The organism is Plantactinospora sp. DSM 117369 (assembly GCF_053764795.1).
On record NZ_CM132446.1, the window covers coordinates 6201285 to 6224971 of the forward strand.

The 23687-nt window shown below is 70.6% G+C and carries 18 protein-coding genes; 11 read left to right on the plus strand and 7 right to left on the minus strand.

Annotation, left to right across the window (positions count from 1 at the left end; translation table 11 throughout):
* Positions 1-4: 4 nt before the first annotated feature.
* The 3 genes from ACSMXO_RS26570 (at position 5) to ACSMXO_RS26580 (ending at position 3024) form a co-directional block, all read left to right on the plus strand.
* On the plus strand, positions 5-1291 hold the full coding sequence (locus tag ACSMXO_RS26570; RefSeq protein WP_455414257.1) for an epoxide hydrolase family protein: 1287 nt from the start codon (positions 5-7) through the stop codon (positions 1289-1291).
* A gap of 332 nt (positions 1292-1623) precedes the next feature.
* Positions 1624-2457: a hypothetical protein gene (locus tag ACSMXO_RS26575; protein ID WP_455414258.1), complete on the plus strand. Its 834-nt coding sequence runs from the start codon at positions 1624-1626 to the stop codon at positions 2455-2457.
* A 78-nt stretch (positions 2458-2535) separates the two neighbouring features.
* Complete coding sequence (locus ACSMXO_RS26580) at positions 2536-3024, plus strand: hypothetical protein (RefSeq protein ID WP_455414259.1); 489 nt, start codon at positions 2536-2538, stop codon at positions 3022-3024.
* Positions 3025-3148: 124 nt separating this feature from the next.
* On the opposite strand, the gene ACSMXO_RS26585 is transcribed toward ACSMXO_RS26580, so the two are convergent.
* Positions 3149-3565, minus strand: coding sequence for a MerR family transcriptional regulator (locus tag ACSMXO_RS26585; RefSeq protein WP_455414260.1), 417 nt, complete (start codon positions 3563-3565; stop codon positions 3149-3151).
* Positions 3566-3644: 79 nt separating this feature from the next.
* On the opposite strand from ACSMXO_RS26585, the gene ACSMXO_RS26590 reads away from it, so the two are divergent.
* The 4 genes from ACSMXO_RS26590 (at position 3645) to ACSMXO_RS26605 (ending at position 6404) form a co-directional block, all read left to right on the plus strand.
* A complete protein-coding gene (locus tag ACSMXO_RS26590) occupies positions 3645-4406 on the plus strand; it encodes a methyltransferase domain-containing protein (RefSeq protein WP_455414261.1) in 762 nt (253 codons plus the stop codon).
* Between the two features lie 140 nt (positions 4407-4546).
* Positions 4547-4747, plus strand: a complete 201-nt coding sequence (locus ACSMXO_RS26595) for a hypothetical protein (protein WP_455414262.1) — start codon at positions 4547-4549, stop codon at positions 4745-4747.
* 139 nt (positions 4748-4886) lie between these two features.
* Positions 4887-5723 (plus strand): class I SAM-dependent methyltransferase, encoded by an 837-nt coding sequence (locus ACSMXO_RS26600; RefSeq protein WP_455414263.1) that lies wholly within the window; start codon positions 4887-4889, stop codon positions 5721-5723.
* A gap of 42 nt (positions 5724-5765) precedes the next feature.
* The gene (locus ACSMXO_RS26605) at positions 5766-6404 is read left to right on the plus strand and encodes a TetR/AcrR family transcriptional regulator (protein WP_455414264.1); all 639 of its coding nucleotides are present in this window, start codon (positions 5766-5768) and stop codon (positions 6402-6404) included.
* Positions 6405-6511: 107 nt separating this feature from the next.
* On the opposite strand, the gene ACSMXO_RS26610 is transcribed toward ACSMXO_RS26605, so the two are convergent.
* Positions 6512-9373 (minus strand): helix-turn-helix transcriptional regulator, encoded by a 2862-nt coding sequence (locus tag ACSMXO_RS26610; protein WP_455414265.1) that lies wholly within the window; start codon positions 9371-9373, stop codon positions 6512-6514.
* Positions 9374-9678: 305 nt separating this feature from the next.
* Between ACSMXO_RS26610 and ACSMXO_RS26615 the strand changes: the two genes are divergently transcribed.
* From ACSMXO_RS26615 to ACSMXO_RS26630, 4 genes are all read left to right on the plus strand, one after another.
* Positions 9679-13047, plus strand: a complete 3369-nt coding sequence (locus ACSMXO_RS26615) for a glycosyl hydrolase family 18 protein (protein WP_455414266.1) — start codon at positions 9679-9681, stop codon at positions 13045-13047.
* A gap of 751 nt (positions 13048-13798) precedes the next feature.
* Positions 13799-15313: an MDR family MFS transporter gene (locus tag ACSMXO_RS26620; RefSeq protein WP_455419314.1), complete on the plus strand. Its 1515-nt coding sequence runs from the start codon at positions 13799-13801 to the stop codon at positions 15311-15313.
* A gap of 20 nt (positions 15314-15333) precedes the next feature.
* On the plus strand, positions 15334-17487 hold the full coding sequence (gene helR / locus ACSMXO_RS26625; protein ID WP_455414267.1) for an RNA polymerase recycling motor ATPase HelR: 2154 nt from the start codon (positions 15334-15336) through the stop codon (positions 17485-17487).
* Between the two features lie 348 nt (positions 17488-17835).
* Positions 17836-18525 carry a macro domain-containing protein gene (locus ACSMXO_RS26630; protein ID WP_455414268.1) on the plus strand — a complete coding sequence of 230 codons (690 nt, stop codon included), beginning with the start codon at positions 17836-17838 and terminating at the stop codon, positions 18523-18525.
* 431 nt (positions 18526-18956) lie between these two features.
* Here ACSMXO_RS26630 and ACSMXO_RS26635 read toward each other — a convergent pair whose 3' ends face one another.
* Genes ACSMXO_RS26635 through ACSMXO_RS26655 form a run of 5 tightly spaced genes read right to left on the minus strand, consistent with a single transcriptional unit; the run spans position 18957 to position 23683 of the window.
* Positions 18957-19925, minus strand: a complete 969-nt coding sequence (locus ACSMXO_RS26635; protein ID WP_455414269.1) for an extracellular catalytic domain type 1 short-chain-length polyhydroxyalkanoate depolymerase — start codon at positions 19923-19925, stop codon at positions 18957-18959.
* A 51-nt stretch (positions 19926-19976) separates the two neighbouring features.
* Positions 19977-21713, minus strand: a complete 1737-nt coding sequence (locus ACSMXO_RS26640; protein WP_455414270.1) for a hypothetical protein — start codon at positions 21711-21713, stop codon at positions 19977-19979.
* Positions 21710-22687, minus strand: coding sequence for a hypothetical protein (locus ACSMXO_RS26645; protein ID WP_455414271.1), 978 nt, complete (start codon positions 22685-22687; stop codon positions 21710-21712). The genes ACSMXO_RS26640 and ACSMXO_RS26645 overlap by 4 nt, the downstream gene beginning before the upstream one ends.
* Complete coding sequence (locus ACSMXO_RS26650) at positions 22617-23399, minus strand: alpha/beta fold hydrolase (protein ID WP_346257076.1); 783 nt, start codon at positions 23397-23399, stop codon at positions 22617-22619. Before ACSMXO_RS26650 ends, ACSMXO_RS26645 begins: the two co-directional genes overlap by 71 nt.
* Entirely contained in the window at positions 23396-23683 is a 288-nt protein-coding gene (locus ACSMXO_RS26655) for an acyl carrier protein (protein ID WP_346257077.1), read from the minus strand. Before ACSMXO_RS26655 ends, ACSMXO_RS26650 begins: the two co-directional genes overlap by 4 nt.
* Between the last annotated feature and the right edge of the window lie 4 nt (positions 23684-23687).

Sequence of the window (23687 nt, forward strand, 5' to 3'; positions counted from 1 at the left end):
AATCGTGCGGAACGAAGATACGCGTGGCCTGACCCGTCGTACGGCCTTGCGGGCGGCCGCGACGGTCGGCGCCGTCGCCGGCCCGCTCGGGCTGGTGGGAACAGCGGCATCCCCGGCGTCTGCCGAGCCCGGGGCGACGTTGCCGGCGGCCACCACCGAGGTGACACCGTTCCGGTTGTCGGTGTCGGACAGCGCGCTGCGCGATCTGCAGCGGCGGTTGGCGGCGGCCCGGCTTCCGGAGCGGGAGACCGTTCCCGACGGGTCCCAGGGCGTGCCGCTGGAGCGGGTACGCGGCCTGGTCGAGCACTGGCGGACGCGGTACGACTGGCGTCGGGTCGAGGCGCGGCTGAACGGGTTCGGCCAGTTCCGCACCCAGATCGACGGGTTGGGGATCCATTTTCTACACGTACGCTCCCGGCACGCCAGCGCCGTACCGGTGGTGCTGACCCACGGCTGGCCGGGTTCGGTGGTGGAATTCCTCGACGTGATCGGGCCGTTGACCGATCCGACGGCGTTCGGCGGGAGTGCCGCGGACGCGTTCCATGTCGTGGTGCCGTCCCTACCGGGCTTCGGGTTCTCCGACAAGCCGAGCACGACCGGGTGGAACATCCAGCGGATCGCTAAAGCCTGGGCGGAGCTCATGTCCCGGCTCGGCTACCGTCGCTGGCTCGCTCAGGGCGGCGACCTGGGCGGCTCCGTAACGCATGAACTCGGCAAGCTCGGGCCCAGCGGACTCGCCGGGATCCACCTCAACTTCTTCCCCGTGTTCCAGCCCCCGGTCAGCGACCCTCCGACGCCGCCGGAGCAGGAGGCGCTGGACAAGCTGCGGCGGTTCTTCGACGACGGCGCCGGCTTCATCTACCAGCAGTCCACCCGCCCCCAGACGCTGGGGTACGCGTTGACCGACTCTCCGGTGGGGCAGGCGGCGTGGATCTACGAGAAGTTCATGGAGTGGACCGACAGCGACGGCAATCCCGAACGGGTCCTCGGGGTCGACCGGATGCTCGATGACATCATGCTGTACTGGCTGCCCGGCACCGCCGCCTCCTCGGCGCGGATCTATTGGGAGGACGCGCGGGCCGCCGGCACGGCCGACGACTTCACGGTCCCGGTCGGGTTCACGGTCTTTCCCCGCGAGATCATCCCAACTCCGAGAATCTGGGCCGAACGCGTCTACAAGTCCAGGCTCGTCTACTTCAACACGGTCACCCGTGGCGGCCATTTCGCCGCGTTCGAACAACCGGACATCCTCACCGAGGAGCTGCGGAGGTTTGCTCGCCTGATCCGTTGACCACCAGGCACGGTATCGGGCCGCTGAGCATCCTCGGTGGCAGTCGGCCGACGACCGGCCGACCGGGTACGACCGTCGCGGGGTGGGCGCCCACTTCCGTACCGCCCCGCGACGGGCCGCCCCCGCGACGGGCCGTCCGGTTGGGGCATCCCGCGACGGCCTGTTCCGAGATGTCGCGTCGCGATGTGGTCGTTCCTGTCCGGCTCTGGTGGAGACGGTGCCGGGACGGTTTCCCCCGGCAGACCGTGTGCGCCGTGGTAGCGGCGGCCGTAGTGCGGCGGCGGTAGCGTGTTGGGCTGATACCCGGACCCGTGGCTGAGCTTGGAGGGCGGATGGATCGCGAGGCGGCGGCCCGCACGGTGTGGGAGGCGGACCGGACGATCGCCCGGCTGTGCGCCAGGAGCTACGTTCAACAGGTGTTTCCCGGAGCGGTACCGCTCTGGGGCGGGGACGGCGAGCCGACCGAACCCGACGAGCTCGACGCGGTCTGGCGAGTGCCGGACGACGACGGCGCGCGGCTGCTCGTGGTCACCGCGCTGGCCGGCGAGTACACGCTGCCACGGCGGCAGTTTCCGGGTGGCACGACGGTGGTCGCCGGCACCCGCGACTACCTGCGGCACGCCGCCGACCGCCTCCGCGAGCACGGGTGGGGCGATCTCGCCGGGGCGATCGAACAGGACATGTACGCCGACCGGCTGTGGTACTTCGAGCTGACCGCCGTACTGGCCGTTGTCGATGGGGAGCACCGGGTGGAGACCGTCGAGGCCCGGCAGTACGACATCAGCGACGCCAGCCTGCTGCATGCCCTGCTGGCGGCGATCCGCGCCGGCGACCGCGGCGCGGTGGAGCGGTTGCGGCAACCGTTCGGTGAGAACCTGCTCAAGGCTCTGGTCGAGGCGTACCCCTCGCTGGACGACTGGACACAACGCGCCCACCTGATCCGGGCAGTTTCCGGCAACCACGATCCAGTGGTCGCCCCGGTGATGGCGGCCATCCTCGACATCCCGGACGACGCCGGTGGGCCAGGCGACCCCGACATGGCGCGCGAGGTCCGGGCCATCGGGCTGAGCATGTTGGAGACCGGCGGCTCCGTCGAGCGTTTCATGCGCTACTACGAGGACGACGAGGCCGCCGCCGCGTCGATCGCCCGGTACCGGGCCGGGTAGCCGCGACTCCTCGCCCCCGACCGGACCAGTCAAGATCTGTAGCGGTAGGAGCAACGCCAGGAGACGTAGAATGTCGTGGTGAGCGAATCGGACCGTGAGCCGGTCCCGTGGACACAGGTGCACCTGACTACTCGGCGCTCGGCTCGCTGGGAGAGGATCGTCACCACCTCGGCGCTCGGGGGCACGCTCATCGGGATCGGCGTCTTCATCGTGAACAGCGATGCGTGGTGGCAAACGCTGCTCCTGGTCGTGACCGGCCTGATCCTGGCGGTGATCGGGCTCGCTGCGTGGTTCTCCGCGGGCCAGGCTGCCGAGGCCACCGAGAAACTGCGGGCCTCCGGGGTCAGAGCACGCGCCGAGATCCTCTCAGCGGAGGAGGAGCACGGCGGCGACGACATCGTGTACCGGCTGGATCTGCGCATCGTTCCGCCCGGGGTCGAGGCGTTCGAGGTTGCGCACCGATGCACGAAACACGTCTGCAGGCAGGCTGCGAAGCAGACCCCTCCGGCCCACCTGACTGCCCTGGTCGGCCCCGACGAGCGCACCTGGGGCATCGTGCACCGTTGACCGCACGTGCGCGGCCGGGCGGCTGCCGATCTCGAAGGTCGGGGCTGGGCGGTCTGGTCGCATGCGGTGGTGTCAGACTTTCCCTTAGCAGGACCGGCGCTTTCCCCTATCGCCGCCACCGGGGTCAGGGGTGGTCAAGGGCCTCGGCCAGGTCCACCCCGTCCAGCCGGGCCAGCACCATCTCCTGGAACCGCGGGCACGACTGGTAGTCCGGGTGCCGGCAGCGCAACCCGTGCTCCAACAGCGTCTGCGACAGCGCCAACCGGGCCATCCGCGCCCGTACCTGGGCCAGTTGACCGCGTAGCACCTCCCGCCGCCGGTCGCGGTCCGGGGCGGTGAACAATTCCCGCAACTGCTCAAGGCTGAAGCCGGCATCCTTGCCCAGCAGGATCTCCGCCACCCGGGTCACGTGCGTCGGCCCGTACACCCGCCGGCCGGCCACCCGCCGGGCCGGGGACAGCAGGCCCACGTCCTCCCAGTGCCGCAACACATGCGTGGCCAGCCCGAACCGGGCCGCCAACTCCCCGATCGTGTATTCCACCCACCACCACCCCAGTTCAGGTCCACCTTAACAGGCGCCGGGTTGACTTCAGGTCAACCTGAAGTCGCACACTCGGACCATGGCCGACACGCACACCGCCTACACCGACACCGACACCCTGATCCGGGTACTCGACGCCGCCGACGCCATGCCCGGTGCCGCCGAGCTGCGCGCGCGTACCTATGAATTGCTGCGGCTGGCGCCGGGCGCGACCGTGGTCGACGTCGGCTGCGGCACCGGGCGGGCCGTCGCCGAACTGGCCGGACAGGGCGCCACCGCGATCGGCGTGGACCCGGATCCGGCGATGCTGACCGCCGCCCACACCCGGTTCCCCGACATCGACGTACGCGCCGCGGACGCCGCCGACCTGCCGCTGCCCGACGGGCAGGCGCGCGGGTACCGGGCGGACAAGGTCTACCACATCCTGCCTGACCCGCAGGCCGCGCTGGCCGAAGCCCGCCGGGTCCTCGCCCCTGATGGACGGATCGTCCTGCTCGGCCAGGACTGGGACACCCTGGTGATCGACTCCAACCAGCCCACCCTGACCCGCCGCATCGTGCACGCCCGCGCCGACACCCTCCCCCACCCCCGCATCGCCCGTGCCTACCGCACCCTGCTCCTCGACGCGGGCTTCCAGAACGTCGAAATCGAGGTCCACACCACGGTGTTCACCGACACCGCGATTCTGCCGATCCTCACCGGACATGCCACCGCCGCACGCAAGACGGGGGCCATCAGCGACGACCAGGCCCAGAACTGGATCGACGAGCAGACCCACCGCGCTCGGGACGGACGGCTGCTGGTCGCCATCCCGATGTTCCTGGCTTCCGCCACCCGCTGAGCGCCCACCCGCCCGGGGCGCTACCTCCCCGCCGCCGAGGCTTTCTCCCTCGTTCACGTCGAGAAGCAGGGTGACCGACGGGTGCGCGACCATGGCGATGTCCACCAGTGCTGGGGCACGGTCCCGGTGGTGAACTGCACGTGGTGGACGTCGACGGCACGCCGTCCGGGCGGGGAGCGGGCCGGGCCCACCGCGATCCGCGTCTGGCGAGCAGTCTTCCCGAGCGGGTGCTGGCCGCGCTGACCGATGCCGGCCTGACCGGGGTCGCGGAAAACGGTCGTAGGAGGAGCCGGCTCGGCGGCGTCGTCTTCTACCGCGCCGCAGCACGCCGAGAGAAGTAGGCCCTGGCCGTCCTCCGGGTCGAGCGATCCACCCCTGGCCGTCAAAATTGTCGCCCCGGGGTTGACGTGTGCTCCCTGATGAACCATTCTGAACGCATGTTCATGAACGCGTGTTCATGTAGATGACGGGGAGGTACCGGTGTCAGGCATCGTCAACACCGCCCAGGCGCAGGCGTGGAACGGCTACGAGGGCGAGCACTGGGCCGCCCACCACGACCGCTATGACGCGGTGAACAGCGGCTTCAACGAGTACCTGCTCGAGGCGGCCGGGATCGGCGAGCGAGATCGGATACTCGACATCGGCTGCGGGAACGGTCAACTGACCCGGCTGGCGGCCGGTCGAGCCCCGCACGGGTACGCAACCGGTGTCGACCTGTCAGCTCCGATGCTCGCCAGGGCGCGGGCCCGCGCGGCGGCCGAGGGTGTTCCCAACGTGACCTTCGAGCAGGGTGACGTGCAGGTCCACCCGTTCCAGGAGGGCGCCTTCGACGTCGCGGTCAGCCGGTTCGGCGTGATGTTCTTCGCCGACCCCGTCGCCGCCTTCGCCAACATCCGTCGCGCGCTGTGCCGGGCGGGCCGACTCGGGTTCCTGTCCCTGACCGAACTCACCGGCACCGACCTGGGCACCGTGCTCGACGCGATGGCCCCGTACCTGCCGCGCCCGACCGGCGCGGATGGCAGCGGACCCACGTCGTTGGCCGATCCCGCGCGGATCCGCCGCCTGCTGGCTGACGCCGGATTCCAGGAGATCACCTGCACGCGCGTCGAAGCGGACCAGATCTGGGGTCGGGATGTCCCCGACGCGGTCGAGTTCCTCACCGGCTGGGGACCGGTCAGGTACCACATGACGCAGGTCGACCCCGAGGCCGCGGCGCACGCTCGGGACGCGCTCACCACCGCGCTGGGCTCCTTCGCCCAGCCCGAGGCCGTCCGGCTGCGCGGCACGGCGTGGCTGGTCACCGCCGCCGCCCCGTAACCTTCTCCTGCCCGATTGGTTCACTGACCACGATGAGGCCGGATGTCACCGAGAAACGCGGCAGCACTGCGCCACGCCGACGACGGGCGAAGCCTACGTGAGCATCTGATCGCCATCACCGAACGCATGATCTCCGCACAGGGTACGGCGGGACTCACCGTGCGGGCGATCGCTCGGCAGGCGGGTGTCGCCGACGGTGTGCTCTACAACTACTTCGCCGACAAGGAGGAGTTGCTGGCAAACGCCCTACGCGCGCATGTCCGCACCGTCGAACGAGAGCTGGGTGACCTCCCCGAACCCGGTACCAACACCGTCGAAGCCAATCTGCGCGCCTACCTCGGCTACGGCCTGGCGCTGCACCGGGCGATGCTGCCCGCGTTCGCCGGGTTGCTCGCCCAGCCCACGGTCCTCACCAAGTTCGCGGAGTTGGACGGGCATGGCGAGGACTGGCGCGACCGGCTGGCCCGTTACCTGCACGCGGAGAGAGACCTGGGCCGGCTCGCCGCGGACGCCCAGCTCGACGCCGCCGCTGCAATGATCGTGGGCGTCTGTCACGAGACAGTGCTACCCGCGTTGTTCCAGCACCAGGCGACAGTCGCGGAACCACCTTCGGTCGGATCCATCGTCAGCACCGTGCTCACCGGAATCGGGCAAGGAGAAAGCACCCCCGGACCGCCCTGAAGTCCAACCCGGACGAGGTGGTTCGCGTCTACCGGTCGGGCGATCGGCGCGAAAGGGGCCTCTCGACGTGCCTGTCGCCGGCTTCAGCCGTCGCCCCTGGCCAGGTTTCAGTGCTGGACGGCGTCGGCTTCGCGGCGGAGTACCTCGCGGGCGATCTCCAGTCGGCTGCGCATGCCGAGCTTGCCGAGGATGTGCGAGACGTGGGTCTGCACGGTACGCCGGGACAGGTACATGTCCTGCGCGATGACCGGCGTCGAACGACCTTCGGCGATCATGGCGGCCACCCGGCGCTCAGTCGGGGTGAGGGCCTCCCAGCCCGCGGTGGGGCGCGGTGGGCGTACCCCTCGGATGCCTCGCCGGATGCCGTGCCGGCGTAGCCGGCTCTCGGCGCGACGGATGTCCCAGGCAGCACCGAAGCCGTCGTAGAGGTCGACCGCCTCGTTGAGGACGAGCCGCGCCTCAGCCGCGTCGCCGCGGCCGGCGAGCACGTCGGCGAGATCCTCCAGGGTGCCAGCCAGCGGCACCGGCGGTCCGACCGCCCGGTAATGGGTGGCGGCCGCGCGCAGCGGCGCGGGGTCCCGGTCGAGCAGTCCCCGACAGCGGTGGCTGGCCGCCGACGCCCGTGCCGGCGGGTCTTCCGCCGCAGCCTCCGACTCGCAGGCGCGCAGCGCGGCCGTCGCGGCCGCGTGGTCGCCGACGTCCAGGGCAATCCGTACCAGGTCCGGCAGCCACTGGTGGGCCAACGTCATCTCACCGGGCCGCCGGGTCAGCATGCCCGACAGAATCGACAGGGCAGCAGCCGGCTTCCCGTCCTGCTCGGCGGCGAGCGCGTGCCCGGCGAGCAGGAAGTCAGAATTCTCCCGGTCCGAGATCGTCACGACGGGGAGGTCCAGTCCGGCGCGCAGGTGCTCGTCCGCCGCCGACCGCTCGGCCCGCCGGCCGGTGATCATCGCGGCGACACCGTGCCACAGCAGCATCGGCCCGCGCTCGCGCAGACCGGAGTAGGTGAGTGTGGTCGCGTCCAGGTCGACCGGGGCCAGCGCGGCCATCGCGTCGTCCCACTGGCCCAGCCAGTAGAGCAGCACGGCGGCGGTCAGCGCCGACGTCACCTGGCCGGAATCGTTCGTATGCTGGATCAGCGCCCGTCCGCGCCGAAGGGCCGCCTCAGCCTCTGGCCAGCGGTCGAGGTTCTGCAGGGTGAAGGTCCGAGCATCGAGCGCGTACGTTCGCAGGTTCGCCAGCTCTGGGTCCTCCGCCAGCACTTCGAGGGCGCGATCGACGTAGTGCAACGCGGCGGCGTGGTCCCGCCGGACCGAGTGGCTCAACCAGAGATCGATCAACGCGTAGCCCATCGAGAGCGGGTCGGCCGCCTTCTCGCCAACGTCCAGAGCCTCGCGGGCGGTGGCGTCGGCGGCGTCGAGGTCCCCCGTGCTCGCGCGTTGGAACATTGCGAGCGACGCGAGCAGCCGAGCCCGCCACCGGTCGGGCTGCTCCGGCCAGGCGAGCGCGCGCCGCACCGCGGTCACGGCTTCGTCGTTGTCGCCCGCGCTGAACAGCGCCCGGGCCAGCACCCAGTGCATCTCGGCGCGGTGCTGCGGCTCCACCGTGATCGCCAACGCCTGCCGAGCGCGTGCCGCGGCATCCACGTGCCGGCCCATCCGGAGCAGCGTGCGGGCGAGGCCGACGAGCAGGTGCTGCCGGTCACTTTGGTTGGGCAGCGCCGGGTCGAGCGCTCGCTGGAGCAGCTCGACCGCGATGTCGGGCGCCCGCGCGGCCAAGGCCGGAGCGGCCTGAACGAGCCAGCCGCGCGCCCAGTCCCGGCCGGGGTGGTCCGAGGCGATCAGTTGCTGCGCCACCCGCAGCGGGTCGGCACCGGCTGCGGCCAGCGCCTGGGCCGCCTCGCCGTGCAGCGCCGACCGCAGCGCGGCGGGCATGCTCTCGTAGAGAGCCTGCCGGACCAACGGGTGCCGGAACGCCAGCTCCCGGCCCACTCCGACGAGCAGCCCGGATACGACCGCCTCCTGCACGCCCGCAGCCAGCTCCGAGGCGGGCACCCCCAGCACCGCCGCCAGTTCCGTGACCGAGAACTCGCCACCGAGCAGGGACGCCGTACGCAGTATCCGTGCGGTCTGCGCGGGGAGGGCGCCGAGCCGATCGCTCAGCGCGGCCGCGTACGAGGGCGGGATGCGGTCGAGCACGGTCTCCGGTACGTCGCCGGAAGGCCCGACGAGCTGCTCCCGGACCAGCGCCTCCACCAGTTCGCGTACGTGCAGCGGGTTACCCATGGCCCGTGCGGTCAACCGGGTCAGGGTCGGCCCTGGCAGCACGCCGATCAAGCCGGCGACCAGGGCCGTGACGTCGGTATCCGGCAGCGCGCCGAGTGAGATCACGGTGCCCCGGCGCCCGGCGGCCGCCCGCAACTCCCGCACCTCCTGCCGGCCGGGCCCCATCCGGCAGACGCCGACCAGCAGCAGCGGAAGCTGCTCGGCCGCGATGGCCAGACGGTGCCACACCAGCAACGACGCCTCGTCCGCCCATTGCACGTCGTCCACGACCAGCACGGTGGCGGCCACCGTACACATCTCGTCCACCAGTGACACGAGCATCTCGACTGCGGTGTGCGCGATGTCGTCCGCCTCGAACAGTCCCGGTCGCCGGTCCCGCAGGAACTTTGCGATACCCGCCCGACGGGGATCCGGCGAGCCTGTCCGGACCTGCAAGCAATCCACCATCACGCCCAACGGGAAGCGCTGGGAAAGCTGATCCGCCGTGCCCCACAGCACCTCGTGCCCGCTGTCGCGGGCGGCGCCCAGCGCCGCCGCCACCATGGAGGACTTGCCGATGCCGGCCTCACCCTCCACCCACACCACGGAGCCTGCACCGCGCCCCAGCCCCTCGACCGCGGCGCCGAAGACCGCCAGTTCCTCGTCGCGTCCAACCCAGACATTCGGTCGATCGACGGGAATCACTTCGACACGATAACGCCTCACGTCATGATCAAGACGTCCCACATGTCGTGAGCACGACATGGGGGGACTCCTTGATCCTGGGTGAGGACGGGTGCGTCATCTGACGTATGGGCTTATCAGGCCGGGCGATGTCTCGACCGACCGGTGGCGTCACTGCGCCGATGTCTGACCCGTATTACTACCGGCACGATTCTCAAATGTTGAGCAGCAGAGGATGGCCGTTAGGAACAATGGCGACATTTCCCCACCGTGTGCGGTCAATTCCAAGAATTCTGACGCTAGTGCTCGTCCTCGCCTTGCTGGCCGTGTCCGAGCCCGTCGGTCTAGCCCGTCCCGCCGCGGCGGCGACGACAATTCCGTCCACCGCGGCGGAGCGTGCCGAACTCGCCCGGTGGTGGGCGCCGGTGCACTTCCAGGACGTCGACACCAGCGGCGAGACCTCATTCGGTGGCGAGTCCGACTACATCACGTCGTACGACTTCGACGGCGACCTCAACGGCCGCAACAACTGGGAGAACGCCAGCGAGCACCCGCTGGCCGCTCGCGTGTACTACTCGGTGGTCCAGACACCGAGCTTCTCCTACCTGATCTACATGTTCTTCCACCCCCGCGACTGGGCGGACGCCGCTCTCGACGACTACGAGGAGGACGCGACCGAGCACGAGAACGACTCTGAAGGCGTCCTGCTCGTCGTGGCCAACGACGGCACCGCGCACGGCGCGCTCAAGGCCGCCATCACCGTATCGCACAGCGACTTCTACTCCTGGGTACCCGAAGGCAGCGACTTCGCCAGCGGCGGGGAGGACGTCGACGGTGTGATCGCGACGACGAGCAACCCGCACGACGACGACGATCATCAGCGCCCGTGGACGGCCCAGCAGGCCGGCACCCACGCCGCGTGGGCCATGGGTGCTGAGCGGAAGCCATCCCCCGACCTCGGAGACCAGTACCGGAACGGCGACGGCGTCCTCTACTACCCCGGCTCCACCGCCGAGGTGCCCGACGGGCCCAACGACCGGGACGTGCAGTACACCCTGACCGACATCTTCGCCCCGGACGGCATGTGGGACAACCGCAACCTGACGACGTTGTTCGCCACGCCGAACAATTTCGCCGGCGACGACGGCGGCAACCCGCACGGCGCCGTCTGCGGCGAAGGCGGGGTGGCAGGACCGGCGGACGGCGACTGCCCCACCGACGCCGCCAGCCCGGCGTGGGCCTGGGACGACTCCGATGACGTCCCGGGCAGGGGGTACCTGGCTACCAACCCGGCTGAGCTGGTCCACAACTACTTCAACTGGCCGGGCGAGCCCGACTCCGCCGACCTCGACTACACCTGGAACGCGTACAACGGTGTCACCCCGCCCGACCCCGCCGAGCTCAACGGCGGGGTGGGCGACCCGATGGAGGCGCACGCCGGTGGCGACGACGGCGGCCCCAAGCCGCCGACCGGTGCCCAGCACACCTGCCGACCGGACGGCCTGCCCCCGACCGCGGGCGTGGACACGCCGTACTGCGACGTCTATGACTCCGCTGGCCGGGAGTGGCTCGGCCAGGACCGGTCCCGGCGGGTAATCGGCTACTTCAACGGCGGCCGCACCGGCGCCGACGGCACGCCGCACTACCTGGTCAAGAACATCCCATGGTCGAAGGTGACGCACCTCAACTACGCCTTCGCGCACATCGAGAACAACCGGATATCCGTGGGCGCCGCCGGCCCGAACAACCCGGCCATCGGTATGACCTGGCCCGGCATCCGGGGCGCCGAGATGGATCCTGGCCTGCCGTACCAGGGGCACTTCAACCTGCTGACCAAGTACAAGGGGCTGCACCCGCGGGTGAAGACGCTGATCTCGGTCGGCGGCTGGGCGGAATCACGCGGCTTCTACGCGATGACCACCAACGCCGACGGCACGGTCAACCAGGGCGGGATCAACACCTTCGCCGACTCGGTGGTGGACTTCCTGCGCCAGTACGGCTTCGACGGGGTGGACATCGACTACGAGTACCCGACCATGCTGGACCAGACCGGTAACCCGAACGACTGGGATGCGGCGCGGTCCCGGCGGCCGGGACTGCCGGCCAGCTACACCGCGCTGATGAAGACGCTGCGCGAGAAGCTGGACCGGGCCGCTGCCGCAGACAGCAGGTACTACCTGTTGACCTCCGCGTCGTCGGCGTCGGGCTACCTGGTCCGGGGCATGGCCAACCAGCAGGCGCTGCGGTACCAGGACTTCACCAACCTGATGTCGTACGACTTCCACGGCAGCTGGAACGACGTGGTCGGACCCAACGCCCCGCTCTATGACGACGGCAAGGACGCGGAGCTGAAGGACCTCTACGAGACTCCGGAGTACGACGGTATCGGCTACTTCAACACCGACTGGGCGTTCCACTACCTGCGCGGCGCGATGCAGGCGGGGCGGATCAACATCGGTATTCCGTATTACACCCGGGGCTGGCGGGGCGTCACCGGTGGCGAATCCGGCCTGTGGGGGACGTCAGCGGGGACCGACTGCGCGCCCGGCACCGGCCTCGTCCGGCCGTGCGGCAACGGCGCCGTCGGCATCGACAACATCTGGCACGACAAGACCGCCGAGGGCGAGGAGCTGGGTGCCGGCGTCAGCCCCATGTGGCATGCCAAGAACCTGGAGAACAACGTCATGCCCGGGTACGCGGACAACGTGGGCCTGACGCCGGACGACGACCCCTCCGACGAGATCACGGGGCAGTACGTCCGGCACTGGGACGACACCACGAAGACGTCCTGGCTGTGGAACGACAGCAAAGACGTGTTCCTGTCCACGATGGACACCGACGGCATCGACGCGGTCGCCGACTACGTGATCGACAAGGGCGCCGGCGGCGTGATGATGTGGGAGCTGGGCGGCGACTACCACTGCCCGGCGAGCGTGACCGGCCAGAATCCGTGCCGCCTGGGCTACACGATGACCAACAAGCTGCACCAGCGGCTGGCCGGCGTGAGCGCGTACGACGCCAGCCGCAACACGGGCAGCTCCGTGACGATGCCGTCCGCGGCGATCGACGTCACGGCCGACCTGGTCGGCTACGGCTCCACGGCCACGGACCTGTGGCCGATGCAGCCCACACTCCGGATCACCAACAACACCGGCGTCACGATCGGCGGCGGCAAGGACGTCGAATTCCGCTTCGACCTGCCCACCTCCACCCCGCCCCTCATCAAGGACGGCAACTGGCAGACCGGGGCGCAGGGCGGCACATGGCAGGTGGAGCCCGGGCACACCGGCCCCAACGCCGGCAGCGGGCTGAGCGGCGACTTCCACCGGGTCGGCGTGAAACTGGACTACTGCCAGATCATCCCGCCGGGAAAGAGTCTGGACATCCCGATCATCTACTACCTCCCGGCCACCGGACCCGTGAACACCACGCTCGGGGTGGCAACCCAGCGGTTCGCGCTCCTCTCGGAGCACAACCGGGGATCATCCGGGACGGCCCCACCGGCGGGCGGCTGCTCCGCCTCCGCATGGGACGCGAGCAAGGTCTACGATCCGGCGACCCAGCCGATCGAACAGACCACCGTGAAGTACGGCGGCCAGGTCTGGCAAGCCAAGTGGTGGACCCAGGGCAACATCCCGGGTACCGGGGTGGACGCGGACCACGAGCCGTGGAAGCTGATCGGCCCAGCCGGCTGACCCCGCCACCGTGATCTGTGCGGCGTCCCTCAAGCTGGATAGCGGCTTGAGGGACGCCTTGATCATGGGGTCCCTGCCTGAACCACGCGCATACCGGCTGCTGCTTTCCTGGCTGCACCGCAGCCCTGGCGAAGCCGCTCTGCGAATCGCCAGCGAGCCTGTCGGTTTCCCCACCAGCTGATCCGGGTGCCCGATCGTGCCGGATCCGCGCACGCCTTCCGCCCTGCGATTTCCGGCGTAGTCAGATCAAGCAGCTTCGGGGTGGCGATGGCCGCGCTCGGGGTGGCCGATGTGAATCCGATGCCAGTCGATGCATGAGCGGCGGAGGACTGCCCACTCCTTGCCCTTCCTAACATATAGCGCACCCTGGGGCTTGCCGCAAGACCCGGGTCGTGCTGCAGAATCGCTGGTCGAAGCCGGAGTCCGCAGGAAACGGGGGGTCACAGATGCGGATGTCGGTGCCGAAGGTCCGGTCGCACGGCGACCGCGCAGCAGAAGTGACACGGGCGCGGGCGACCTGACCCCGCCCAGCCCCTAGTCCGGCCCGAAGCGATCAAGACCCGCCACCGGGCGGGTACCAACAGCGCCTCCGTCCCGGCCCGCGTGACCGCGCGGCCGTGATCCGTCGCGTCCATGAAACACCTGACCGTCAGGAGAATCGATGACCGTTCCCTCCGAGCTGGCCTCGTCCGGGACCCCGGCGACGGCCACGCCGGACGATTCGCCCGAGAGGATCGAGCCCTCTCCGCGGATGTCGCACGCCGAGGTGATCCAGGCGCTGTCCGGCCTGATGCTCGGCATCTTCGTCACGATCCTGGCGTCGACGATCGTCTCCAACGCGCTGCCGCGCATCGTCGCCGACCTCGGCGGCACCCAGTCGGTCTACACCTGGGTGATCACCACCGAACTGTTGTCGATGACCGCGACCGTGCCGCTCTGGGGCAAGCTGGCCGATCTCTACAGCAAGAAGCTGCTGATCCAGCTCTCGCTGAGCCTCTTCGTGGTCGGCTCGCTGATCGCCGGCCTCGCGCCGGACGTCACGCTGCTGCTGATCAGCCGGGTCGCGCAGGGCGTGGGCGCCGGCGGCATGGGGGCGCTCGCGATGATCGTGATGGCCGCGATGATCCCGCCACGTGAGCTGGGCCGCTACTCCGGCGTCTTCGGCGCGGTGTTCGGCGTGGCCACGATCGCCGGCCCACTGATCGGCGGGATCCTGGTGGACACCTCGTGGCTGGGCTGGCGCTGGTGTTTCCTCATCGGCGTCCCGTTCTCCCTGGCCGCGATCGCGCTGCTGCAGAGGACGCTGCACCTGCCGGTCGTCCGCCGGCCGGTCACCATCGACTGGCGGGGAGCGTTCCTGATCATGGCCGGCGTCTGCGCCCTGCTGATCTGGTCGAGCCTGGCCGGTCAGCATTTCGCGTGGGGCTCGTGGCAGACCGCGGCCTTCACCGGCGGCGGCCTGCTCCTGCTCGCGCTCGCCGTGCGGACCGAGTCGCGAGCCGCGGACCCGATCGTCCCACTCGGCCTCTTCCGCAACCGCACGGTCACGCTCGCCGTGGTGGCCAGCACGCTGGTCGGCGTGGCGATGTTCGGCGGCACGGTCTTCCTGTCCCAGTACTTCCAGGTGGCGCTCGGTAAATCCCCGACGGTAGCCGGCCTGATGAGCCTCCCGATGATCTTCGGCGTCCTGGTGTCCTCGACCGTCGCCGGACAACTCATCACCCGATTCGGCCGGTGGAAGGCGTATCTGGTGGTGGGCTCGGTCGTGATGACCAGCGGTTTCCTGCTGCTGAGCACGATCGACGTGCGGACCGGCATGGTGCCGCTGGCGGCGTACATGCTGGTGCTCGGGGTCGGCGTCGGCATGCTCATGCAGAACCTCGTACTCGCGGCGCAGAACGACGTGCCCGCCGCGCAACTCGGTGCGGCCACCTCGACGCTCACGTTCTTCCGCAGCATGGGCGGCGCGATCGGGGTGAGCGCGCTGGGCGCGGTGCTCACCGCCCGGGTGACCTCGCTCTCCGCCGACCACTTCGGTGCGGCCGCGATGGAGGGCGGTGCCAAGGTGCCCGACCTCGAGACGCTTCCCGCACCGGTACTCGCCGCGATCCGCGACATCTACGGCACGGCGACCTCGGACCTGTTCCTGGTCGCCGCGCCGATCGCGTTCCTCGCCGTCCTCGCGGTGGTCTTCATCAAGGAGAAGCCGCTGTCCACCCTCAGCGGCGACGAGCGCCTCGCCCGGGAAGCCGCCGGCCGCAGCTGACCTCACCTCGGAGCCAAGACATGAACCAGCAGACCACCACCGTGTTCAACCTGCCCGGCACCCTCGCGGCCAAGGCCGACCCGACGCTGATCGCCGACGACGAGCAGCATTTCAGGGCCATGGCGGAGAGCCTGGAGCAGACGTACACCGACCTGTCCGCCCGGCTGGACGCCGCACGCAAGGCGCCCGCCGGCAAGGGCCGGCAGGCGGTGGACCGAGACCAGGAGGTTCGCCGGCTGACCGCGCGGCTGCGTACGCTGCGCCGCTTCAGCCTGGACCTGTGCCTCGGTCGCATGGTCGGCGCGGACGACGCCGAGCCGGTCTACGTCGGGCGGCTCGGCCTCACCGACAGCGACGGCCGCCGGCTGCTGGTCGACTGGCGCTCCCCCGCGGCCGCGCCGTTCTTCGGGGCGACCCACGCCAACCCGATGGGCCTGGCGAGCCGCCGCCGGTACCGGTGGACCCGTGGCAGGATCACCGACTACTGGGACGAGGTGTTCAACCCCGACGGCCTGCAGGGACACGCCGCGCTCGACGACCAGTCCGCCTTCATCGCCAGCCTGGGCGGCAACCGGTCGGCCCGGATGCGGGACGTGCTCGGCACCATCCAGGCCGACCAGGACGCGATCATCCGGGCCGGATCCCAGGGCGCGCTCGTCGTCGACGGCGGTCCGGGTACGGGCAAGACCGTCGTCGCCCTGCACCGCACCGCGTACCTGCTCTACTCCGATCCCCGGCTCCGTCACCGGCGCGGCGGCGTACTGTTCGTCGGCCCGCATCAGCCGTATCTGGCGTACGTCGCCGACGTGCTGCCCAGCCTGGGCGAGGAGGACGTGCAGACCTGCACGCTGCGGGACCTCGTACCCGAGGGTGCCGCAGCGGTCGCCGAACCCGCCCCGGAGGTGGCCGCGCTGAAGTCGTCCGCGGACATGGTCAAGGCGATCGAGGCGGCCGTACGGTTCTACGAGGAGCCGCCCGCGAAGGGGATGACGGTCGCGACCGGGTGGTCCGACATCCGGCTGAGCGCCGACGACTGGGCAGAGGCGTTCGAGGCGGCCGATCCGGGCACGCCACACAACGAGGCGCGCGAGCAGATCTGGGACGCGCTGCTCACGATCCTGCTGGAGAAGTACGACGGCGACGAGCCGGAGGCCCAGTTCCGCGCGTCGATGGAGCGGAACCGGGAACTGCGCGCGGTCCTCCACCGCGCGTGGCCACTGCTCGATGCTCCGAGCCTTGTCGGCGACCTGTGGTCGGTCCCCGCCTACCTGCGCAAGTGCGCCCCATGGCTCAGTACGGACGACATCCGCAAGCTGCAGCGCGCGGACGCCCAGGCATGGACGGTGTCCGACCTGCCGCTGCTGGACGCCGCGCGGCAGCGGCTCGGCGATGCGAAGGCCGCCGAGCGCCGGCACCGGCATGACGCCGCCGTCTCCGCCGGCCGCGAGCAGCTGGCCCGGGTCGTCGACGACCTGATCGCCTCCGCCGCCCACGACGACGGCGAGGGCCTGATGACCATGCTGCGCCAATCGGACCTCCAGGACGCCCTGGCCGACGGCGTCGCGCCGCCGCCCGCCGATGCCCGGGACCTGCTCGCCGGCCCGTTCGCGCACATCGTCGTGGACGAGGCCCAGGAGCTCACCGACGCGGAGTGGCAGATGTTGCTGCTGCGCTGCCCGTCGCGCAGCTTCACCATCGTCGGCGACCGCGCCCAGGCCCGGCACGGGTTCGCCGAGTCGTGGCAGGACCGCCTCCGGCGGGCCGGCCTCGACCGGATCGAGATAGCTTCGCTGAGCATCAACTACCGGACGCCGCAAGAGGTCATGGCGGAAGCCGAGCCGGTCATCCGGGCCGTGCTCCCGGACGCCAACGTGCCGACCTCGATCCGCACCAGCGGCATCCCGGTCGTGCACAGCTCCGCCTCGGAGCTGACCCCGATCCTGGACACCTGGCTCGCCGCGCACGCCGAAGGGATCGCCTGTGTCATCGGCGATCCGGCATTCCGCGAGACGGCCCGCGTCCGGTCGCTGACCCCGGAGCTCGCCAAGGGCCTTGAGTTCGACCTGGTCGTCCTCATCGACCCGGAGAGATTCGGTGAAGGTATCGAGGGAGCGGTCGACCGCTACGTCGCGATGACCCGGGCGACCCGGCAGCTCGTCATCCTGACCACGTGACCGCGGTGACCGCGCCGGTACCCGCGCGTGTCTTCAGCAGCGAACGACCGACGCTGCCCGTGGCGCCGGTTACGACGATCAGGATCAGTCCCCCATCGTCATGCATGGGTCGCCTCCGGCCGGGACGACCTCGTCGTGCCTGCACAGCTGCGGTGCGGCGCGGGTCGGCTACCGGATCACCGAACCCGGATCCAGCCTCGGCCCCTCTTCGCCCACCTCGCGGAATGGGCCGACACCCACCCTGACGGGGTCGAGCAGTCGCGGCACGCTCGCGACATCACCGGGCAGACCGGGACGCGCCTGCGCAGTCCCGGGCGCGGCCAGGGCGGGGAGAGGCTCAGTCGTGCGGTGAGCCAGAACTGTTCGCTGTGCTCTTCGACCGGTACCACCCGGCGATCCACCGGCTCTTCGCGAGCCGGCTCGGCCCGAGGCATCGCCGACGACCTGGCGGCGGAGACCTTCCTGGCCGCCTTCGGCAACCGGCCCTTTCCGTTGCCGGGTAGTGACGGGGTGGACGGAAACGGGCTCGACGACAGAGTGCGCCGGTGGGAGCATCACCGGGTGGTACCACTGCGGATCACCAGAGGCGATGCGACGAGTCCTCAGGCCAAGGGACCAAAGATCATTGCCCACATATGCAACGATCTCGGTGGCTGGGGCAAGGGCTTCGTTCTGGCGGTCTCCCGCCGGTGGCCGGAACCCGAACGTGCCTACCGGCAGTGGCACCGTGAACGCTCCGGCAACGACTTCGGCCTTGGCGCTACCCAGTTGATTCAGGTCCGACCCGACACCTGGGTGGCCAACATGGTCGCCCAGCGCGGGATCCGTACCGGCAGCAGCGGGCCACCGATCCGATACGGCGCCGTCGAGCGTTGCCTGAGTGCGGTCGCCGAGCACGCTGCGCGGCTGTCCGCTACCGTGCATATGCCGCGCATCGGTTGCGGCTTGGCCGGTGGCCGGTGGGAGCGCATCGAGCCGCTCGTCATCGCCACCTTGTGTGACCACGACATCGCCACCACCGTCTACGACCACGATTGACCGGTCGACACCCCGCTGGCTACACGCTCATCGCGGGACAGAGTGAGCCGGATCTTGTAGCTCCACCCGCTGGCGTGGACGGCCTCTCGCTGCTGCGACTGACACGCGCGGCGGCACTGCCCGCCGCTTGGTTGGGTTGGTGCCGGAATGTCCATTCCAGGCAGAGCTGGACCAGCTCGAGGAGGAACAGCTCGAGGACGGCGGCTGGATGCCGTCACGTGCGCGGATCTCATTCGCATCGAACCTTTCTCAACCTCCCCTCCCGGTGCGGTCGGCCGCAAGGTCAGACGCGGTGCGTGAGCGCCGCGCGGTTCGGGTTGAAAGAGGTTCATTGGATGGTCCCTCGTCCTGTCCCGCATAGCACCCTTCGCACCCGCCGGCCGGTCTGCACCGCACGCCCCGGCACGGCGGCCGGCGGTGGGCGGCACCACTCAGGGTCCGGGGTGGGCGCTGAAGAACGCCCAGATCACCGCCGTACCGTCCAGGGCCGGTGACGGCGGGTCGAGCAGTGCCCGTGCCGCCGCACCGCCCGGCCCCGGCTGGCCCGGCCACTGGTGGCCGGCCCCGGCGATGGTGACCAGGGTGACGCCTCGCCCGTCCGGGCAGGTGGCGGCCGAGGTCGTCACGGCGCCCGCGACGCTGACCGTAGCGGGTTCGCACCCGGCAACCCGCCGCCAGGTGTCGATCAGCGCCGGTACCGGTGGGCCGGCGGTGTCGGCCGGCATCGCCCCCTGGCCGCCGTTGTCCCGCCGGCCCGGCCCGCCGCCGTAGGGGATGGTGCGGTCCGCCGTGCCATGGAGGTGGATCACCGACATCGGCGCCGGCGCCGGACACGGGCCCAACAGGGTGGCCGAGGTTACCCCGATCGCCGCGAACAGGGTCGTGTCGCAGCCGAGGCGGTACGCGAGCATTCCGCCGTTGGAGATCCCGGTGGCGTAGATCCGGGCCGGGTCGACCGGCGTCCCGGAGGCGATTGCCGACACCATCCGCTCGACGAACCCGACGTCGTCCACGTTGGACCGGGCGGGCGGGCCGCAGCAGCCGGGACTGACCGCCCAGGCCCGCCGGATCCCGTCCGGGTACGCGACGAGGAATCCCGCGCGGTCCGCCGCGGCATCCCAGCCGTACGACGACTGCGCCTGGCCTCCGCTGCCCAGGGCGCCGTGCAGCATCACCACGAGCGGTGCCGGGGCGGACCGGGCAAGGGTGGCCGGCCGGTACACCCGGAAGGTGCGCCGCTGGCCGTCCACGGTGATCGCGTGCTCGCTGGTGCCGGCGGGCAGTCCCTCGGGCGCCGCCCCGCCGGACGGTGCCGGCGGGGATCCGCCGGGCCGGCGGGGCGGGTCCGCCGACCAGCAGCCGCCGGCCAGGAGCAGCGCGGCAAGCACCGGGGGCAGCACGGACCGGACCCGCCGGTGCCATGCCGGTCGGCCAACCATGCCGGTCCCGCCCTACCCGACGGTCATCTCGATCAGCTCCCAACCGCCTTCCGGAACGGCGTCGTTGGGATCGGTGCGCAGGTTCATCGGGTTGGCCATGCCCAGATACAGCCTGGACCCGTCGGCGAGCATGTTGCGGATCCCGTAGTTGAGATAGTTGCCGACCCCGACCGTGTCGACCGGCGTCCCCGGCCCGTCCGGAGTGCTGAACATCCACAGGTCGCCGCCGTAGTCGTTGTACTCCCCCATGTCGTGGCCGCACCGGCCGCTGCCCAGCCGTCCCTTGAGCAGGTAGCTCCAGTCCATCGTGCCGACGAACAGCTTCCCGCCGGCCACGGTCATCTTCCAGAGGTAGTTGTTGTATCCGTTGCCGATGCCCTGGGAGCCGTACAGCGGGGTGTAGTTGGTCGGCCTGTTCACCCAGCCGCCGACACCGGCGTTCGCCGCCGGGTCGTACGTCGACAGCTCCGAGGCACCGTAGAGCAGGTCGACCTGCTGGTTCGTGGCACCGAAGTCCCGTCCCCGGAACACCACGGCGGCCCGCAGCGAACTCTTGAGGAGCTGGCAGTTGGCCTCGTCGCTCGGCTGCGGGTACCGCAACCGCAGCGCGAACGCCGACTTCAGCGGCACGTGCATGGTGCCCCAGTAGAGGTAGTCGCCGAACGCGGCCAGACCGCCGAGTCCGTAGGTACCGGCGATCACCGGGTCCGGCTCGTACATCCGCGCGTGCCAGACCTGCCGCCAGCTACCCGCGTCACCCGCGACCAGCCCCGGCTGGCCGTCGGCGAGCAGCGGGCTCATCCACAGGCCGGCGGTCTGCTGCGGGGTACTGGCCAGCGCGGTCGACCACGAACTGACGTAGATCCGGCCCTTGAAGTAGGTGAGGTCGGCGGCCTGCGCCGGCAGGTTCGCCACGGTCACGAAGCTGAACGGGTTGGTCAGGCTGCCGGTCCAGCGCAGCACCTGGCCGCCGTCCTCACCGTTGCGCCCGATTCCGACGCCCGCGTACAGGGCGCCCTCGGCCACCACGAAGTGGCGGATGTTGCCGTACGCGGTGAGGTTCGTCGACCCGAGGAAGGCCCCCGTGGTGCCGTTGAACGCGAACAGGTTGATGCTGTTGTTGAGTCCGGGGCCACCGAAGAGCACCACGTTGTTGAAGGCGCCACCGGCCCGCAGCCCGAGCGTCGCCCGCAGCCGGAGCTGGTCGGCGGCGGACGCGTTCTCGATGTCGGTGGTCTTGCGCACCACGGTGCGGGTCGTCTGGTCGAAGTAGAACACCTCCGGCCGGCGCTGGTCGCCGACGGCCGCCGGCACGATCGGGTTCTGCTTGACGATCTGGCTCTCCCCGTACTCGCACACGTAGTCCGGGATCGCGACGGGTTGCGGCTCGCCGAGCGTCGCGCCCTGCACCACGCAGTGCACGTTCGCGCCGGTGCCGAACCACACCCGGGTGCCGACCTGGGCCAGCCCCCAGACGTACGCCTGGTTGACCTTCGGCTGTCCCTGTGCGCACGGCGGTCCGGCCGGGTAGACCACGCCGATCCCGTTGAAGCACTCGTCCGGACGCGCCTTCGCGATGAGTTGGTACGGCAACGTGCTCGTCACGGAGGCGCGCTGCCCCGGCTCAGGGTCGGCCGGGGCCGGAGTGGCCGTGGCCGGGGTGGCCGTGAACGGCAGTGTCAGCAACAGCACGGCCAGCACCGCGCCGAGCCGGTGTCGTCGGGTCGGATATCTGCGACGGATGTTCATGAGACCGTTGCTCCTCCCTCGATCTGATGGCGGGTGCTGGGTGCCGGCGCAACGACCCGTTCCGAGGCGACGTCCGCCCAACCGGCCCAGTCCGCGAACTCCAGGAACCGGCCCAGCCGGCCCAGTTCCTCGACCGGTCGGGCGACCAGGTCCTCGTACCGCATGGTGAGCAACCGTCGGGGCGCGACGTCGGCGAGGGCCTGCTCCACCTGGTTGGTCAGGAACGCGCACAGCCAGAGGTAGCGGCGCACGTCCTGACCCCGCTCGCGCAGTGCGGCGGCGGTCAGCCGGTCGGGAAGCAGCGGCGCGAGATCCGCCGGCACCGACTCCGGCTCGGCATAGAACGGGTCGACCCCGCAACGGCCCAGGAACTCCGCCCGGAGCTGGATCATCTGGAACGACGAGTGGCGGCTCATCGACCGCGCCGTGTCGGGCGTGTTGCGGGTCAGATAGACGAACCCGGCGTCCGGGAAGGCCCGCAGCAGGTACGGCGCCAGATAGCTGGAGCCGCCGGAGCGCTCGACCCAGCGCCGCCGTCCGGTGAGCACGGTCAGCAGGTCGAGGAACATCTCGTGGTGCCGCCCCACCGGCTGGCGCGGAAAGCCCGGCACCCGCGCGGCCAGCGCGTCGAAGAGCGCGTCCGGGTTGTCGGAGATCTTCGACAGGGTCACCGCCAGGATGCCCGGCAGCGCGGTCAGCTCGCCGGCCCAGCGGCCGTCCGCCGGGTACCGCACCTCGCGGGGCAGCAGGCCGATCCGGAACAGCGCGGCCAGGTCCGGCTTGGGACTGCTCAGCAACGCCCAGTATTCGGCACCCGCGAGCACCGCGTCGCTCTTCGTCGCCGGTACGGTCGACATGAAGAACTCCTGCACCGACAGCGTGTCGGAATGATCGGCGATCAGGTCAGAGAGCAGTGTCGAGCCGCAGCGGCCGTTGCTGATGATGATCCAGCGCCCCGAGATCGGTGCGGTCATCCGGATGCCTCCCCTCCAAGGTGTCCAACCAGGGCAGGACGAGCTCGCGTACCGCTGCGGGCGCGTCGACGAGGACGGTGTGCCGCTGCCCGGGCACCACCGCCATGCGTGCCTGCGGCAGCCAGTTCCGGATCCGCGGCAGGGCTGCGGCGAGACCGGACTCCGCGCCGTACACGCAGAGGACCGGGCAGGTGATCCCGGCCAGTTCCGCCGGATCCGTCGGCCGGCTGCTGCCGAGGTCGGCGGCGAGCGTCGAGGCGCCGTACCGCTCGCGGGCGGCGGGCAGCTCCAGCCGGCGGTGGGCCCGCGACAGCCACTCCTCGACCGGCGGTGCCGACTCGATCGCGACGATGCCGCTGACCCGCTCCGGGTGCCGCAGCGCGTACCCGAACGCGACCGTCCCGCCGAAGGAGTTGCCCAGCAGGCAGACCGGGCCGGTGACGCCGAGCGCCGCCAGCAGGCCGGCCAGGTCGTCGACGAAGTCGTCCAGCCGGTACCCGGTCGCCGGGCGCTCGCTGCGGCCGTGTCCCCGCAGGTCGTACATCACCACCCGGCGTCCGGTGTCGTTGACCGCCCCGGCCAGGGTGAAGTACCAACTGGCCAGCGTGTCGACGCCCAGGCCGTGCACCAGCACCGCCGGGGCGGCCCGCTCGGCCACCGGTGCCAGCACCTGGACATGCAGGGAGATCCCGTTCACCCGCAGGGTCGTCATGTGCGTACCGGCGGGTCGAGGGCCGCCGCGATGTAGTCGACGAGTTCCCCGACCCGCAGGTCGCGGATGGAGGCGAGGTCCAGGCCGGCGACGAACTGGGCCAGGTTCACCGCGTTGCCGTACCGGGCCTGCAACCGGCCGGCGAGCGCGACGATCTCGATGCTCTCGATGCCGAGGTCCTCCCGGAACGTGGTGTCCATGGTGACTTCGGCGTCGATGTCGTCGCGGACGGCGCGCAGCATGTCCGTGACCTCGGCGAGGATGGCGACCTGTGCCGGCATCATCCGG